Genomic DNA, 16020 nt, shown 5'->3' with positions numbered 1-16020 from the left:
CTATTCCTTACAAACTCTTTGTCGGCGAGAGAGATTCGCGCTTCCAAACACTGCTATCAAGATGATCGCCACCACACAATTCACGAGAGCGTATGCGACAGGCGACACCCCGGTTATAAATGCTCCAAATATGTTTCCCGAACCATGAAAAAGCGCCACTAGCAAGATACTGCCTTTGGTACTGTTGTAAATCCAGGTATAAATAAAAGCGTCTGCAACGATAATGATGAACCAGAGGAAAGGATACTCAGACATCGGGTTACCCACTAAAAAGACAAGCGGTAAATGCCAAAAACCCCACAGTATGCCCACAATCAGGGTGGCAAGCAAGGCATTGTATCGCTTCTGTAAACGTGGTAGTGCAAAACCGCGCCACCCAATTTCTTCACACGTATTGCCGAAGAAGTTGATCGCGAAACCGAAAATGACATAGGGAGATAGGTCGCCTTGTAGCCCTGCGATTGTTACTGAAAAGCCTAATAATTTCGTGATGACTTGCGCCGCGATGAAAAGAACAACAGGTCCCAGTACCGCCACGATGTACCAGACTAGACCAACGCGCCATTGCATAAGCTCCTTGTCCAAATCCTGCACCCCTTTCTCACCATTTGCCACCCGTGACACAATAACGGCTGCAAGAGCGGGGCCAATGGCATAAAAGATGGAAAGAAGCTGGAAGTAGGGATTATCAAACGGGGCAATACGATGAGAGCCTAAAGCTGCTGAAACCATACCAATCCATGAGATGCTAAAAGCCAAGATATAGAACCAAAAAACGGGGTATTTTCTCATTTTTCACCATCTTCTTTGACGTAGAATTGCGGGCTAACTATGCAATGTAGCTGTCCTCATACCAAGCAAATATCCACCAAAGCCTGTTACCCAAAGTGCTATGGGATAAGCGACCCAACGTTCTGTACCACCACTACCTAAAGTAGGAATAAAATAATTTGCAAAAAAGAGAAATACTAAAGCAACTACTCCAAAACAAATTCCCAGGTAACGATATGGAGGCGATGTTATTTTGAAGGATGTGATTGCTGCAACTCCGCCCGAAATAAAAGTGATCATGGAAAATAATCCATGATAAAAGCTCACATTACCCGGAAAAATACCCACGCCCAATAAACCAAAACCGAATAGTCCTAATGGTAAGCTTGCAATCCATTTTCTAAAATATTTTTGTACAAACCAAGCTGCAATAATGATCATGATTCCTGTTAGCATCATAGTTACGTTAAAAATGATTGCTGATGGTTGATGAATAATACTATTAGGCGGTCTTGTCCCACCTAAATCGCTTATATCATTCACTGAGGTTGTATACCCTGATGGATAAAAAACCTCGCCAGTTATGATACCCATGAAAGTTATTGATCCTGATAAAAAAAGCAATGTACCAGCTATAGCTAATGAGGGTTTTGTATTAGTTTCTAAAATTTTCATTTTCTTAACTATTTGGTGATTATTCAACTGAAAACTTTCATAAGATGGTCTACTATCGCTCGACTTTCAGCGATAGACGGCTTTATCGATCGTGCAGTGGAAGAAGTCGCCCTCGGACTCAAAGCGTTCACTGCCGAAGAACCACCCCCCCCGGAGTTGCGTCGGGATCGTATAGCCCTCAAAGGTGCCAGTCTCCTCCACAATTCCACCAAAGTCGCCATATTGAAACGCGCCACCGTCCGGGTTACCCCAGCGATCGACTTTGATCTGCTCCAAGACTCCCTGATTGGAAACCGTCAGGGTAATCTTGGCGGGTTCTCCGAGTGCTGTGAAGGTTGCCTGGACTTGGGAAGCGTTTAACTCTGTCCAGATGATGTCAGGGTTACAGAGGACAGATGGCAACCATATTGACTCTGAGTGAACTCGTCCCACACACGATCGAGTGATATCCTCTCCGCTTCTCTGTATGGTATTCCACTTCGCTTGACCGACACCATCCACGATGCGATCGTCTCCCAAAATTGGTAAGCCATTCATCAAAGTAGTCACCTGCCAAATCATGCCTCGATCCCAGCAAATCACTTCTTCCGCTTTAAATGAATGCCAATGTTTTCCGAGTTTGATTTCGCCTCGCATCCACAATCGAACGGTGGATGCAAGCATGGTGCCTGGAGCGATCGCGCATTCCAAATAGCGACGGGCTAGATTGGGAAGATTGATTAATGATTCAGGATTGAAGGGGCGATCGCTCTTCGGTGCTGATTCCCACAAATCGTCTAGAGAAATTTCTTGGATTTTAGTCATGTTTTTAAAGGTTTGATACTCCCAACGTTCTCAGGTTATGGGATTTTTGGTTCAGCGATTGACTTATCTGACTTTGCTTTACTCTTAAGGTCAGATTCACATCGTGAGAGTAAAATATAATCCCCTTGAAAAACTCGTTCCATCTTATAGTCAGTAGCGGCTAAAGTCAATGCGATCGCCTCAACGATTATCTTCTAAAGTTTGCTGGGGGCGATCGCTGTCTGATCCTAAAGTAACCATTCTCAAATATTTGTCAATCTAACCTGTTTGCATTTTAATCTGTTTTAAAACACGAAACACTTCAGTCAAATCTTGACTGCCAGTGGGGAAAAATAGCGAATACAATCGCGAGGCGCTGTACAAAGGAGTTGGCTTTGCGATCGCTTTGACAAAAATAAATTCATCTCCATTGGTAATTAGCCCAAAAGATGGAAGCTCTAGTTCTGGGTTACACATCATATAGGACAAGGCTTGTGGCAATGCCAAGGAAGCCATAATGGTTCGTTTTCCCTCAATTACCAATATCCAGATGCGATCGCGCACAATTAAAGTGTCAATTCTACCGCGCAAAACTTCTTCATCGCTTTCCAAAGCGAATTCAACTGATTCTTCAGTACGTACCTCATATTCAGGTTCATAAAAGCCAACCAAGTCCAAAAGTGGCGAGATCATCAGCTTATCCACAGCACCCTCTGCTAGAATGCCGCGCCTTCTATGTCCTGCAAATCTCACCAAAAGGCGATCGAGTGTTGCTCGTTCAATCTCGGTGAGTTCGGGTAAATCGTCCTGCCACTCCCGAAAAAATGTGGGTGCAGTGCAAGGCATTAGTTGAAATTTGTCCTCAACATCTGCGAGCGTTAAAATCGTTTTAGAAATAGGCAGTGTAACAACCATAGGTATATTTCCTGCTAAACAATAAGATTATTTTACAACTCATCTGAGAAATTTGCCTAAACACACTAATGGCGATCGCTATCTCACCCCAAAATGATTGGTTTTTTTAGTGGGCGATCGCTTCTTGCGTTCGGCAAGTTAGACGTTTCTGCCCGTAAATAAGCGATCGCGATATTGAAAAATTGGCGTTGCTGAATAAAAGTATGATTTGCTTGTAGGGGTAATGCCCCCGTGCTTACCCCGTTGGTATTAGGGCAACCACGGGGGGATTGCCCCTAAAGATTTCATACTTTTATTCATTAACACCGAAAAATTAAATAGTAAATCTAACGGCTGGCGCTTAATCTGTGAGCAGTTCGTTCGCTTTTTTCTCATTCATATCAACAAGTAATCTTCTGATGTCGCCAATAATCCCATAATTTTCATTACCCAAAAATATATTACTCATAAAATCGCTATTACTGAAACTTGAACCACCACTTTTAACATCATTAATTGCTGTTTGCATTGCTTGATAAACATCGAGTAAATCATTCACAACAGGCTGACTAAATATTTTTCTAGGTTGTAGCTTTCCAAAATGATTATTAAAAGCCTTATCAATCCATTTAGATTCGATGCTCCTGTTCCATCCAGCATTAAAATTGGCATCTACATCAGGCATATTGCTAAAGTCTTGATATGCCTGAACAAAATCTTTCAAAGATCGATAGTTGTCATACAACTCACTAAAAATCTCCTCTTTTATTTCATTTCGATCTTTCCACCATACAAATGATTCTCTTACTGCAAGAGTTACTACTGATGAAAGTGCAGCAGTAGCTAATGTTTTTGAACCCTTTCCTGAACCATTAAAGACAAAATCGGCAAGTAACGGAGCAAAAATAATAGAAAAACTGTATAAAGATAGCTTAAATCGGTCTGATAAATTATTGATCAAAAATTGTAGATATCCATTGATTAAGTTTAACCATATGGACAGAAAGAGAAACCCTATAAAAATATCGTACAGAAGTTTTTCCTTCATACCTTCACTACTCAGGGTTTATCGTACCTAAATCTAACTATGTATTATCCCGCAACTCCGGTTCAACTCTTATTTTAATGGCATATTACAGCTTTTAATGGCATATTACCGCAGATTCTCGTACACTGTCAATGCGATCGCCTCATGTCTCAGGTTCATCTTTGCTGAAGGCAGCTCGCGATCGCTTTAACTGCCCCATCAACTCCATTCTCGTTCTGAATCTTTTCTCCCAATATTTTAGCTTGCTGTTGGACTTCTTTTGTCAAAGCGTAGGCGATCGCCTCAGATAGTTTTTGGGAATTGAGCTTTTTGCGAGGAATGGGTTTCGCACCTACACCAAGTTCGTAAACCCATCGTCCCCAAGCAAATTGATCGTTATTCTTGTTTCCAGAATACCTTAATTGGCGATGACTGCCACATCGTTTGTTCAAAAAGGAAATGCGTCAGGCGATTGTACTGGCTAGAACTTACGCAGTGACGATGAAATTGCCAAAATGCTGGGTCAGCCGTCAGGATGCAGGACGCAGCTAGAGTTTAAGCTGCGTCGCATTTTCACGGCTCGTTTGCTGCGTAGAACGATCGCGCCTGTGCCAGTAACTGGTCTTCGGTCATGTGTTGTTCGTTGACGACGATCGTACCGACAACTCGCCGAGCGAGATCCGGGTGATGTTCTTTGAGTTCGGCCAGCAGATAGTCCATCGCACTGCTTGCTCCAGTCGAGCTACCAAAAATCAGAATCTTCTCTGCGCCACTGAGCGATCGCGCTATATCCTCGTAGAAAGATTTGATCTCCGGCTGACGCTGACCATTAGCCTCATCCTCCAGATTGTGCAGGTGGCGGTGAGAGCCGTCTGGGTCATAAGGAGTGATCCGCTCTGGCACCGAGCCGTGCAGTTCTGCCTTATAGATACGGGCCTCGCGGTGATCGATAACAACCAGCAGGTGTCCACCCTCGGCAACTGTTGGCTCTACGGGTACAGCCGATCGCTCCAGGAAGTGGCGAATCTTCATCAGTTCCTGCATATCGGATAAATCTTTGTGCTTCGGGGGGTGTACCGTCAGCGTCTCGCCATTCCGCGTAAATCTCAGATTGCCGTTGTGTTCCTCCTCCACGTCGGTGAGTGCGCTGAGCATCGATCGCACATCGTGCCACTGAAGGTTCCGGGCGATCGGGTGTTCAAAGACTGCGTTGTAAGTGGTTTGATGAGTCTTGGACATCTGCGTTTCCATTAATTTCTCCTTGGCCTAGCAAGGCCAGTTACGATCGAGCGACTTGCCTCAGTCGCCTTAATTGAACTATTCGGCTTCGTATCTAATTTCGCTGTGACAAAAAGGTGCGCTCGCGAATCAAAACTGAACCATTGGCTCAAGGAATGAACCTTGGCTGAGAAGGTTTATCCCTTGGCTGCACTCAATTTTTGCACAATCAGGACTTACGCATTGTCACTTCGTGCTTATCTGACATGATTTTGTATCCTTGAATAGTATTAAACGATGAGTAAATGTTTGCAATATCTGTATCTTTTATTCATAACAGAGTCCAAATATCATTACATCACTCTTAAGAAGTAGACTTTGAAAACACTCTAATTTCTCCCTTTTTTAAGGAATTCGGATCTCAAGTCAAAATAACTTTGTCAGTAGTCTGACCATGAGCATCAATATCGTAGACAATTGGAATTCCAGTTCCTAACTCAACGTTAACAATCTCCTCTTCGGATAGGTTTTCTAGGTCCCGTAAATTTATTCTCCGCATTCCAAAGGCTCTGTCCATGACGGATCAAAATTAATTTAGCCATTATCTGTTAATTTCCGTATGGGATTTTGTGGATAAGGAATTGCTACCAAGAAATAAATAATTACAAAAATTGTAATAGTAGCTGTGGTGATGAATGTAGCTGCTACCCCAAATTTGTACCAGATTAATCCTGCTAATGAACTGGCAATCATTGTGCAGATGCTTTGAAATCCAGCAAATGTTCCGATCGCAGTGGCAGTATCTTTCCGATCAGTAATATTACTAATCCACGCTTTAGAAATTCCTTCTGTTGCAGCCGCATAAATGCCATAGAGGGCAAACAGTCCAAAGAAGACATACAAATTAGTATTAAAAGACATCCCAATATAAACGAGCGCAAATAATGCAAGTCCGACCGTAAATATCTTCTTTAAACCAATTGTATCGGCAATAATACCAATCGGAAATGAAAACAAAGCATAGACAAGATTATAGAATATGTACACTCCAATAACCATCGAATCGTCCAGTCCTGATTGTTTTGCTCTCAATAAAAGAAATACATCTGAACTATTAAATAGGGTAAAAGCCAACAGTCCAATCACTACTTTCCGATAAATTAACGGACTCAATGACCAGTAGTTAAGAAAAGAGAAAAAGGGAGTTGACACTTTACTTGTAACTATTCGTTTTTTATCTTTAAGGCTAAATGATGCAAATATAGCCAGAAGTCCAGGAATAAAAGCAATATAGAATAATGTTTTGTAATCCTTTGGGAAATAGTAGAGATAGATTAATGCTAAGGCAGGGCCTAAGACTGCACCAAGTGTATCCATTGAACGATGAAATCCAAAAACTTCCCCCTTTGTTTTGGCAGTTGCCTGATCGGAGAGTAGGGCATCTCTTGCGCCTGTCCTGATTCCCTTGCCGAAGCGGTCAATGGTTCGAGCGCAGAAAATCCAAAGCGGATAAATAGATATCGCCATCATTGGCTTAGAAATAGCACTTAATCCATAGCCAAGTTGCACAAATGGTAATCGTTTGCCAGAATCATCTGAAAGTTTACCAAAATATCCTTTACTTAATCCCGCTGTCGCTTCCGCAAAACCCTCTAATACGCCAATGAGAACGACTGAAAAACCGATGCTTTCCAAATAAATTGGCATAATCGGATACAACATTTCGCTGGCTGTATCAGTAAATAAACTGACAAGTGATAAAATCCAGACTGTTCGTGTGATATTCTTCAAAATCATTGTCTATAATCCTGTTTTAATGTCCGTGCAGGATAGCTTTGACAATTTCAGTCGTCGCCAGTCCAATGGCGTAGGAAGTAGATCCTTTGCGTTTGAGGATTTTGCAGCCAGCGTTTTTAACGCGATCGAAAATCTCCTGGAGTGCGGCGTTGTCTGGTGCTGGACTACCCTCTCGGTCATAGATGGACATTCCGGCACCAATAATCACACCTTTGCGCGGACGGATGCTGACTTTGGTTTCAACACTGGGATTGGGTATAAACAGGGTTTCAAACATATTTATTAGGTTGCTGTGAAAGTTTTAACCTTAGTAAGTTGCAGCAGATCGCTGTGCTGCTGCGCGTTGCCTATTTCCCCTCTTGTTGCGAACGATCTGCTTGCGAAGTTCGTCGGCAAGTAGGACGATCGGCGCACAAACCAATAACGCCAGCCATTGGACTAGAGACAACGGCGCGGTAGCAAAGACTTTTTGCAAAGCTGGGAGATAGATAATCGATAGAATTAATACCCACTCAAGCGCGATCCCAATCCAAATTAGCCGATTGCTGAAGAAACCCAGCCGGAAGCTGGAAATGCGCTCCGATCGACAGGCGAACACATTGCCATCCTGACAGGCAACGATCGCAGCTAGCGTGACTGTGGTTGCCTGGTAGTAAATCGCCATCGTTGCGGCATTCGCTGAGTTGGAAAGAATCGCTGGAGTAACGGTTTGCAACTCAAAGAGCCCATAACCGTGTGCCCACCATACCGAGAAGAAAGCCATCATGCCGACTGAACCTTCGATTAATCCCAAGAAACAATAGGCACGCAGCATTAACGATCGATCCAATAGGGGTTGCGATTTCTTGCGGGGCGGCTGTTGCATGATGCCTGCTTCTGGATGCTCAGATCCTAATGCCAGGGCGGGTACCATGTCCGTACCCAAGTCAATTGCCAGAATTTGCAAAACTGCTAGTGCGGGGGGAATCTTCAGTAGCCCCATTGCTAAAAAGGGCAAGAATTCTGCGACGTTGGATGCGAGGATATAAGTCATGAACTTGCGAATGTTTTGATACACCGCCCGCCCCTGCTCGATCGCGCTGACGATCGTTGCAAAGTTGTCATCGATGAGGACGATATCTGCGGCCTCTCGTGCTACATCGGTGCCGCTCTGACCCATCGCAATGCCAATATTGGCTGCTCTCAGGGCTGGCGCATCATTGACTCCATCGCCTGTGACTGCCACAACGTGACCCAGGTCTTTGTACGCTTGCACCAGCCTCAGCTTCTGTTCTGGCACTACACGGGCAAACACTAGCCCAGACTGCCAGCGATGCAAGACTTGACGCAGTTGAGCCTCGGATAGATGCCCTAGCTGCTCTCCAGTAATCACTCTCACTTTGCCATCGACTAAACCAATCTGATGGGCGATCGCCTCGGCGGTTAACCCATAATCGCCTGTAACCATCGTGACCATAATCCCCGCTTGGTGGCACTGGGCGATCGCTTCTGCTACCTCTGGACGGGGTGGATCGATCGTCGCGGTCAAGCCCAGGAATGTTAAATTTTGCTCCAGTGCATTCGCATCTTGCTCTAGGACTTCTTTTCCACCCTGCCCCATCGCCACCCCCAACATCCGATATCCTTGACTCGCCAGTCGATCGTTTGCGGCGGTAATCATCGATCGGCTGGTGTCGGTCAGTTCGATAACTCGTCCATCTTGCAGCAGCGATCGGCAATGTTGCAACACATCTAAGGGCGATCCTTTGGTAAAGATTGGGTGGGCAGTGGCTGGATCTGGGAGTTTCGATCGGTCTAATCCGTTTAACCACGACCAAGGACGATCGCCAGATGATGAATCCAATACAACCGTCATCATCCGTCGCTGCGAATCAAACGGCACTTCTCGCACTCTCGGCGATTGCTGCTGTAATGTCTCCAGATTCAATCCGGCTTTGAGGGCAGCCACCAGTAACGCAGCTTCGGTCGGATCGCCCACCTCTTGCCATTGCGCCGAACCAGCCGGATGATTTAATCGAGCGTTACAGCAGAGGGCGGCACCTGCCAGGAGTAAATGTACCTGCGGTGTCTGTGTCTGAATCGGAATCTGCACTGCTCCCGTTGGGTCGTAACCCGCTCCCGTGACTTCGATCTCCGTCGCGGGAATCCAGAGTTTGCGAACCGTCATCTCATTTTTAGTCAACGTGCCTGTTTTATCCGTACAGATGACCGTGACCGCACTCAAGGTTTCCACAGCGGAGAGACGGCGAACTAACGCATTGCGCTTTGCCATCCGCTGCACGCTAATCGCCAGCGTCAGACTCACGGTTGGCAGCAATCCTTCGGGGACAAACGCCACAATAATCCCGATCGCAAAGATGAAACTTTCCTTAACATCCATCCCCACCAGTAAATTAGTCAGCAAGAACACCAGAATACCTATGCCCAGAGCCACGATCGTGATGATCCGAACGACGCGATCGATTTGCACCTCTAGGGTACTGGGTTCCCGTTTGACATTGGCAGTTAAATGCGCCACTTGTCCAAATTCTGTTTGCGAACCCGTGCCATGCACGATCGCCCTCCCGCGTCCAGCCGCAACAGTAGACCCGGCAAAAACGAGATTGCTGACTTCAAACGGTTTCAAGTTCTCCGACGCCACAGGTGCGGCCATCCGAGCGACTGGCAGCGACTCCCCCGTCAGTACCGAAACATCTACAGATAAGGACTGACTGGACACCAATCTGGCATCAGCAGGGATGCGATCGCCCTCTTCAAGCTGGATCGCATCCCCTGAAACCAACTCCCGCGCCAGAATCGTCGATAAGTTGCCATCTCGATAGACTTTGACTCGATCGGGTAGGACTCGCTTTAAGGCTGATAACGCCTGTTCAGCCTGGTATTCCTGCCAAAAACTAAAGGCAGCATTGATCCAGATTACCGCCCAAATTGCCCAGCCCAGTTCGGGAGTACCGGAGACAAACGCTAAAATGCCAGCCACCCAGAGCAGCAGTGCCATAAAGTGCGTCAAATGGTCGGTGAAGCGTAATATGAGCGATCGCCGTGGTGCTTCTGGCAGTTCATTGTAGCCATATTGCTGGAGCCGCGATGCTGCTTCGGGCCCCGAAATCCCCTGAGCAGAACTGCCCAAGACTTGATAAACATTTTCGATCGTCAGCGTCCAAATCGGCTGATGTAATGTCATAAAATCCCATCCCGGCGTGCCATAAACAGTAACAGATTGAATATAATCCGCATCGAATAGCCCACAATCAAAGTACAAATTGCTTGAAAACAGGTAGTATCTTTTTGACTGGGGAGATCGTGCCGACGTAAAGCTAGATAATCAGCTAAATTCAAGGCACTAAAAAGAAACTCTGGACGCTGAATCTGCGATCGCCACTGGCTAAAGGTGGGTTGTCCTTCGCTTTCAACGGTCTGACGAAGTTGTTGCAGAGTCGATAGCAAGACCTGGGGATTGGAAAGATTAAGCGGCTCAACACGTACTTTTGAGCTAATCATATAAAATCTCCTAAATTGATCCGGATATACCTAGAATTTCGATAGATGCGATGTTATTTTGAAGGATGTGATTGCTGCAATAGTTATGATGCCCATAAAGGTTATCGAGCGTGCAGAGGAAGAGTTCACCATTCGAGTCTGGTTCCTGTTCATTCAACGATTACTTGATCGAGTCGTCGCCAAGCGCGATCGCGGCGTTTCAGATCCATAACCAAAACGGACAACTAGATCTGGTCTGCGATCGCCAATACCCAGATAGGAAGCGAACTGTGGACGCAATGCCGAAACCTCGACTGGTGGTCAAGAAGGCATTTTTGATACCTAGCGCAGTTGATGGCAAGAACTAAAGGAGAAAAATATGACTACAGCGATCGCTTCTAGCACGCCTTTGGCGAAAGTATTACCTACAAATATAACCATACTCCCAGGCATTCACTGGGATACCTATCAGAATTTGGTGCGAGATTTGGAGTCGCAACCAGGAATGCGACTAACTTATGACGATGGAATTTTGGAGATTATGATGCCGCTACCACCACACGAAACTTTTAAGAAACTACTTGGTCGCTTTGTTGAAGTTACGACAGAAGAGATCGGAATTGAAATTCGTAGTTTAGGTTCAACAACTTGGACACGAGAAGATTTACGAAAGGGTTTAGAGCCAGATGAGTGTTACTAAGCTGTTGCACACTTAAATAGTGTATAATGGAAACTTAACTTAGTCAAGCAGTACAAAAATGCCAGCTAAAAATCATCTCAATCAATCACAAATAGAAAAACTACAGAAAGCCTTAAAAGAGGAAGAAAACGGAGATATTATAGAAAGAATCTTGATTTTATTATTGCTAAATGACGGAAAAACACAAAATAAAATTGCTGAATTTGTGGGTTGTTCAGTCAATAAAGTATCTTATTGGTGCATTCATGGCGACCCAGATAAACTAGAAAGTTTAAGAGATGAGAGGATGAAGGGAAACCATAAAAAAGCCACTGATAAATATATAGAAATATTATTGCAAACCATAGATAAAGACCCCAAAGAATTAGGTTATGATTTTGGCAGATGGACATCACATAGATTAGCGACATATTTGGAGGAAACTACCGGAATCAAATTAAGTGGAACGCAAATTAGGAGGATATTAGAGAAAAAAAAGTACGTTTACATTTGGGCAAAATATAGTTTAGAATCCAAGAGAAAACCCGAAAAAAGAACAGCATTTAAAAACAAACTATTAGAATATTTAAAAATAGAAAAGGAAACTCCAGAACGATTGCAGGTATGGTTTTGGGACGAAAGCGGATTTAGTTTAAGAGTAACAAGGAGAAAGAATTGGTGTAAAAAAGGTAGCCAAAAAGAACTCAGAGGAGACCGAAGAAAAGGAAGAATTAATTTAATGGGAGGATTGAGAAATTCAGATAAAAAAAGGTTTGTAGAGGTTATAAGTAAAGGGGATTCAGATAATTTCTATAAAGTTCTAAAAATATTTTATCAAGAACTAATTTATGAATGGGTAGAAGCCGGAAATCAAGCATCAGACTTTGAGGAAAAAAGACCAAAAATAGTTATTATTCTTGATAATGCTAGTTTTCATAAGAAAGAAGAGTACCTGAAAAAAATTGAAACAGAAATGCCGAATCTTCATTTAGAATTTCTACCGACATATAGCCCAGATTATAACTTAATTGAATTAGTCTGGCATTCGGCAAAGGAATATATTGCTCATCGACTTTTCACATTAATTGAAGAGCTAGAGTATTTATTGCATCGCCTCTTAAATGAAGGAGAGTTGATTATTAAATGGGGAAGAAAAATCAAAAACAAGGGTAATGCTTGTATCACAGTTTAAATGTACAACAGCTTAGCCTTTTTCGTATGGTGTGTTAGCGATAGCGTAACACACCGAAAATTAGCATAAAGATGGTGCGTTACATTTGTGTATATTTGATGGTGCGTTACACTCCGTTAACGCACCCTACAAGATCGGCGCTCGCACTACAAGATCGGCGCTCGCAGTGATTGCCTTCGTTCACTCGTATTTTTCAATTGAGCGTTGTGATCTCTAGGTTCGTACCTTTGATCCCTTCTAATCCAAAATTAAAATTGAAGGCATATTGCTCTTTTTGTTTTTGAGTTAACTCGTATATTGCCCATTCTAGGTCTTGTTTGTGATCTTGGAGCAAAAGGTTCCAATCCCATACTGACTCATCGGGATGTTCCATTTGATACTTCAAATCTTCAGCAAAGGATCTTCCATTAATGCCAAATTTATATAGGACTGTTGGACGATCCTCTGAGCCACGATGCTCTTTGTGATAGTTAGAGTCTGGCGTATTCCCTCGTCCCCAGCGTAGAAAGCCATCAAATTCGAGTGCAAATCTTACCTCGATTACGATTGAGCAGTTATCGCTTTTTGATTCGGTTCCATACACATCAATGCGATAATCTTTGCGACTGCCGGGCGGTACAGTTGCCTTGACTGTATTTGTTATTGTCGTTTTATCGCTTGTTGTTGTTACTATCCCTGTTTGCGTATCTTGACCACCCTTTGCGGAAACTTTAACACTCATCTCAATTCCACCGAGAAAATTTAAGGGTGTTTTAAAGGTTCCATTCACTTCTAATCCGACTTCCCATTTCACGGTTTTGAGATTATATGTTTGTACTTGTGTTAGCACTTCTCTTGCTCCCCCTACTGTTTGCTCAAGAGGTGTATTTCCTGCTGAATTATCGACGGATGTTTTGGAGGAGTCTATGAGCGTCTTCTCAGTATTTTTAACATCCCCAACATTCAATGTCTTAATTGAAAACGACCAATCTGAGAAGTAAATTTTGAGGCGTTTATCTGCCCCCCACCCTTCGCAACCATTAGTGTATACGGCTCTCCATCCTTCATGTTTTCCATCCCGAATTGAGAGAAATCCTTCACCTACAAAGTCTGGTTTTCCGTCTTTACAACCACAACACCAGCCGTATCCAAGCAAGTGTGCTAAAAATGCTGCTGGTTTCAGCACATCCCTCATGATTTTAGTTTTTAGTTCTTCTTCGTTTACTGCCTCCCTTTGACTGACCAAATTTGCTAAGGGTATTAGGTGTTTATCTTCTTCTGTAAGACGTAGAAAGTTCAGTCCGACCTCTCCTAATTTAGGAGTAGGAGTACCCAGAGGTGGCTTAATTCCATTACCAGAGTTTTGGTAAAGTGCTTTAATAATACTCTTACCCTCTTCCCAAACATCATTGGAAAGTTCCCAAATAATCACCCCCTGCGCTCCGACATTTTTTAAGAAATTCAGTTTGGCAACAGCAGTGCCTGGAGTCTCAAAGTAGATATTGTGAGCATAGGTGTAGTTATCTGAAGCGGAGATAAAAGGAGGTCTTGGTGTGCTTCCCGACTCCTTAATATTGCCATTAGCAGCCGTATGAGCATCAGGAAATTGAGCCAGAATATCTTTGTACCGAATAGATTTATATCCCGGAGCTACCTCACCACTCAGGTCATCTGGATCTTTACCATAGGCAAAATCATAGCCATAGATAGGAACTCCCGCCGCTATCTTATTTCTAGGTATCTTTTGTCCCGCACCTTGCCAGTTCACAAATAATGAATTCGTCCAGTACCAAAGAGTGTCTTCCACTGAAAGAATAGGATTATTCACCATCCCACCACCTGGCCACTCTCCCTGTTGCTCTTCAACATAAGACTCCTGATAAGAATCCTGAGTACGTATATTAGAGGACTCTTGATTGCGTATTTTAAAGAGAGTTGTATGTGGCCCTACTGGAGACGCATTCCACGATCCAGTCAGGTCATAGGTCATAATTCCCAGCCAATCCACATAATCTGCTAATTTTGGATCGTAGTTATTTCCATACCATGAAGTACCAAAGATAGCGGCTGAAACCAGTTTATCAGGCATAGCTTGCTTTAATTTTTGAGCAAATAAAGTCAAAGCATATCCAGCCGGATGTGCGCCCTGATTTGTGGGTCTACCTCCTTGGTCTTTACTGGGATCACCATTTTTATCCCACCAACATTCTAAATCCAGATCTACCCCGTCTAGATTATTTAGGTTGACAAAATTGACGACATTTTGTACAGCTTGATCGAGGAGTGGATTATCGGGGTTATTTCCTATAGATGTCATCAAATTGAGGAATCCAAAATCCGTTGCACCTCCCAGTGCAATTAAGATTCTAGTTCCGTTTCGATGTCCGGTGTTAACAACATCTGAAAGGATTGCATAAACACCATTGACGGAGTTGGGTTCAAACTCACCCAGATTGGTCTCACTAAACATGAGAAAAGAGATTATTCCATGAGTGATGTATTGATACATCTCATCATTGGCATAGTTAAATCCCTCTTTCTTTCTCCAGGTAGGAATATAGGCAATGATTTTAGCTTGTTCGGTTGGGGTATGAGGTGTTAAATCGTACAACTCATCATAAAACCGCCAACCATTCTGATTGGCATCTCCTACCCCTGGTTCTGAAGCCCAGAAGTTGGCATAAAAGATATTTCCCTGATATTTTACCATTGCGCCAGTCTGATATCCTTCACTTTTAGCTACCCAGTCAGGCACGTTTTGATAATCTTGTGATGATCCCATTTTCCAACCCTCATTATTAAGCCTACAGTTTACACACAAGTGATTGAATTTAGCCTATAGCAATCCTAAATCAGTTTCAATAACTGGTTAACTGGTTAACTGGTTCCCAGGTTCTGCCTGGGAACCGATGTCCAGAGGCTCTGCCTCGGCTGCGACAATGGAGGCAGAGCCTCCGGGTATGCGTTACCAGGCTCTGCCTGGTAACGAGTATAATCATTTAGGATTGCTATATCGCTCACCAAACTACCCCGTAACCCCCAATTCTGAGGGAACAAGAATTTTCTAAATCCCCTATAATTGGGGGATGTAGGGTGTGAAATAAGCTGAAATGAAGACAGTTAGGAACTGTAGATTATTAAGCAGGAATGTTAATCTTCTGACCAATACTCAAGCTCGTAGCGGCAACCCCAGGATTAGCAGCCATAATTTTGTTCGCATTTGCATCGCTGGGATCACCGTAATAGACACCAGCAAGAATAGAAAAGGTGTCTCCAGATTCTACAGTATGCTCACAGGGGGGATTTCCTTGTTTTCTTGGCATAGTTTTTCTCCTTACTTAACTATTACCATACTATTATACCGAAACTTTCCGTATATTCTCCGATAACGACCAGAAACTTTCGGGATAACATACCAGATAGTCATACTATCAAGAAACATTCTGGATCGGCTCTTCCGTACTTAGTGTGCTAAAATGTTATGAAAATGCCACAATAGTAAAGCCCGTATTTCAAAATTATTAA

At 43.6% G+C, this 16020-nt stretch carries 16 protein-coding genes; 3 read left to right on the top strand and 13 right to left on the bottom strand.

Going from position 1 to position 16020, the window contains the following annotated elements; all coding sequences use genetic code 11:
- From LAY41_RS20915 to LAY41_RS20865, 11 genes are all read right to left on the bottom strand, one after another.
- Positions 1–792, bottom strand: a complete 792-nt coding sequence (locus LAY41_RS20915; protein ID WP_249102578.1) for a CPBP family intramembrane glutamic endopeptidase — start codon at positions 790–792, stop codon at positions 1–3.
- A gap of 33 nt (positions 793–825) precedes the next feature.
- A complete protein-coding gene (locus LAY41_RS20910; RefSeq protein WP_249102577.1) occupies positions 826–1446 on the bottom strand; it encodes a DUF998 domain-containing protein in 621 nt (206 codons plus the stop codon).
- A 66-nt stretch (positions 1447–1512) separates the two neighbouring features.
- Positions 1513–2250 (bottom strand): DUF6920 family protein, encoded by a 738-nt coding sequence (locus tag LAY41_RS20905; protein WP_249102573.1) that lies wholly within the window; start codon positions 2248–2250, stop codon positions 1513–1515.
- A 258-nt stretch (positions 2251–2508) separates the two neighbouring features.
- The gene (locus tag LAY41_RS20900; protein WP_249102571.1) at positions 2509–3144 is read right to left on the bottom strand and encodes a type I restriction enzyme HsdR N-terminal domain-containing protein; all 636 of its coding nucleotides are present in this window, start codon (positions 3142–3144) and stop codon (positions 2509–2511) included.
- A gap of 340 nt (positions 3145–3484) precedes the next feature.
- The gene (locus LAY41_RS20895; RefSeq protein WP_249102567.1) at positions 3485–4171 is read right to left on the bottom strand and encodes a hypothetical protein; all 687 of its coding nucleotides are present in this window, start codon (positions 4169–4171) and stop codon (positions 3485–3487) included.
- Between the two features lie 155 nt (positions 4172–4326).
- Positions 4327–4602, bottom strand: coding sequence for a hypothetical protein (locus LAY41_RS20890; RefSeq protein WP_249102565.1), 276 nt, complete (start codon positions 4600–4602; stop codon positions 4327–4329).
- Positions 4603–4723: 121 nt separating this feature from the next.
- The gene (locus LAY41_RS20885; RefSeq protein WP_249102562.1) at positions 4724–5401 is read right to left on the bottom strand and encodes a hypothetical protein; all 678 of its coding nucleotides are present in this window, start codon (positions 5399–5401) and stop codon (positions 4724–4726) included.
- A gap of 561 nt (positions 5402–5962) precedes the next feature.
- Positions 5963–7165, bottom strand: coding sequence for an MFS transporter (locus tag LAY41_RS20880; RefSeq protein WP_249102559.1), 1203 nt, complete (start codon positions 7163–7165; stop codon positions 5963–5965).
- 16 nt (positions 7166–7181) lie between these two features.
- Positions 7182–7442, bottom strand: a complete 261-nt coding sequence (locus LAY41_RS20875; protein WP_249102557.1) for a hypothetical protein — start codon at positions 7440–7442, stop codon at positions 7182–7184.
- 30 nt (positions 7443–7472) lie between these two features.
- The gene (locus tag LAY41_RS20870) at positions 7473–10349 is read right to left on the bottom strand and encodes a cation-translocating P-type ATPase (RefSeq protein WP_249102556.1); all 2877 of its coding nucleotides are present in this window, start codon (positions 10347–10349) and stop codon (positions 7473–7475) included.
- Entirely contained in the window at positions 10346–10666 is a 321-nt protein-coding gene (locus LAY41_RS20865) for a hypothetical protein (RefSeq protein ID WP_249102555.1), read from the bottom strand. Before LAY41_RS20865 ends, LAY41_RS20870 begins: the two co-directional genes overlap by 4 nt.
- Before the next feature lie 85 nt (positions 10667–10751).
- Here LAY41_RS20865 and LAY41_RS32360 point away from each other — a divergent pair, with 85 nt between their 5' ends.
- From LAY41_RS32360 to LAY41_RS20855, 3 genes are all read left to right on the top strand, one after another.
- Positions 10752–10877, top strand: coding sequence for a hypothetical protein (locus LAY41_RS32360; RefSeq protein ID WP_275974303.1), 126 nt, complete (start codon positions 10752–10754; stop codon positions 10875–10877).
- 147 nt (positions 10878–11024) lie between these two features.
- Positions 11025–11345, top strand: coding sequence for a PDDEXK family nuclease (locus tag LAY41_RS20860; protein WP_249102553.1), 321 nt, complete (start codon positions 11025–11027; stop codon positions 11343–11345).
- A 58-nt stretch (positions 11346–11403) separates the two neighbouring features.
- On the top strand, positions 11404–12516 hold the full coding sequence (locus LAY41_RS20855) for an IS630 family transposase (RefSeq protein ID WP_249102551.1): 1113 nt from the start codon (positions 11404–11406) through the stop codon (positions 12514–12516).
- Between the two features lie 193 nt (positions 12517–12709).
- On the opposite strand, the gene LAY41_RS20850 is transcribed toward LAY41_RS20855, so the two are convergent.
- A complete protein-coding gene (locus LAY41_RS20850) occupies positions 12710–15205 on the bottom strand; it encodes an aerolysin family beta-barrel pore-forming toxin (RefSeq protein ID WP_249102547.1) in 2496 nt (831 codons plus the stop codon).
- A 427-nt stretch (positions 15206–15632) separates the two neighbouring features.
- Positions 15633–15818, bottom strand: coding sequence for a LysM peptidoglycan-binding domain-containing protein (locus tag LAY41_RS20845; RefSeq protein ID WP_249102542.1), 186 nt, complete (start codon positions 15816–15818; stop codon positions 15633–15635).
- Positions 15819–16020 lie beyond the last annotated feature (202 nt).

It is taken from the genome of Argonema galeatum A003/A1, from assembly GCF_023333595.1.
Classification (GTDB): domain Bacteria; phylum Cyanobacteriota; class Cyanobacteriia; order Cyanobacteriales; family Aerosakkonemataceae; genus Argonema; species Argonema galeatum.
This window is presented reverse-complemented; position numbering and strand designations above follow the sequence as displayed.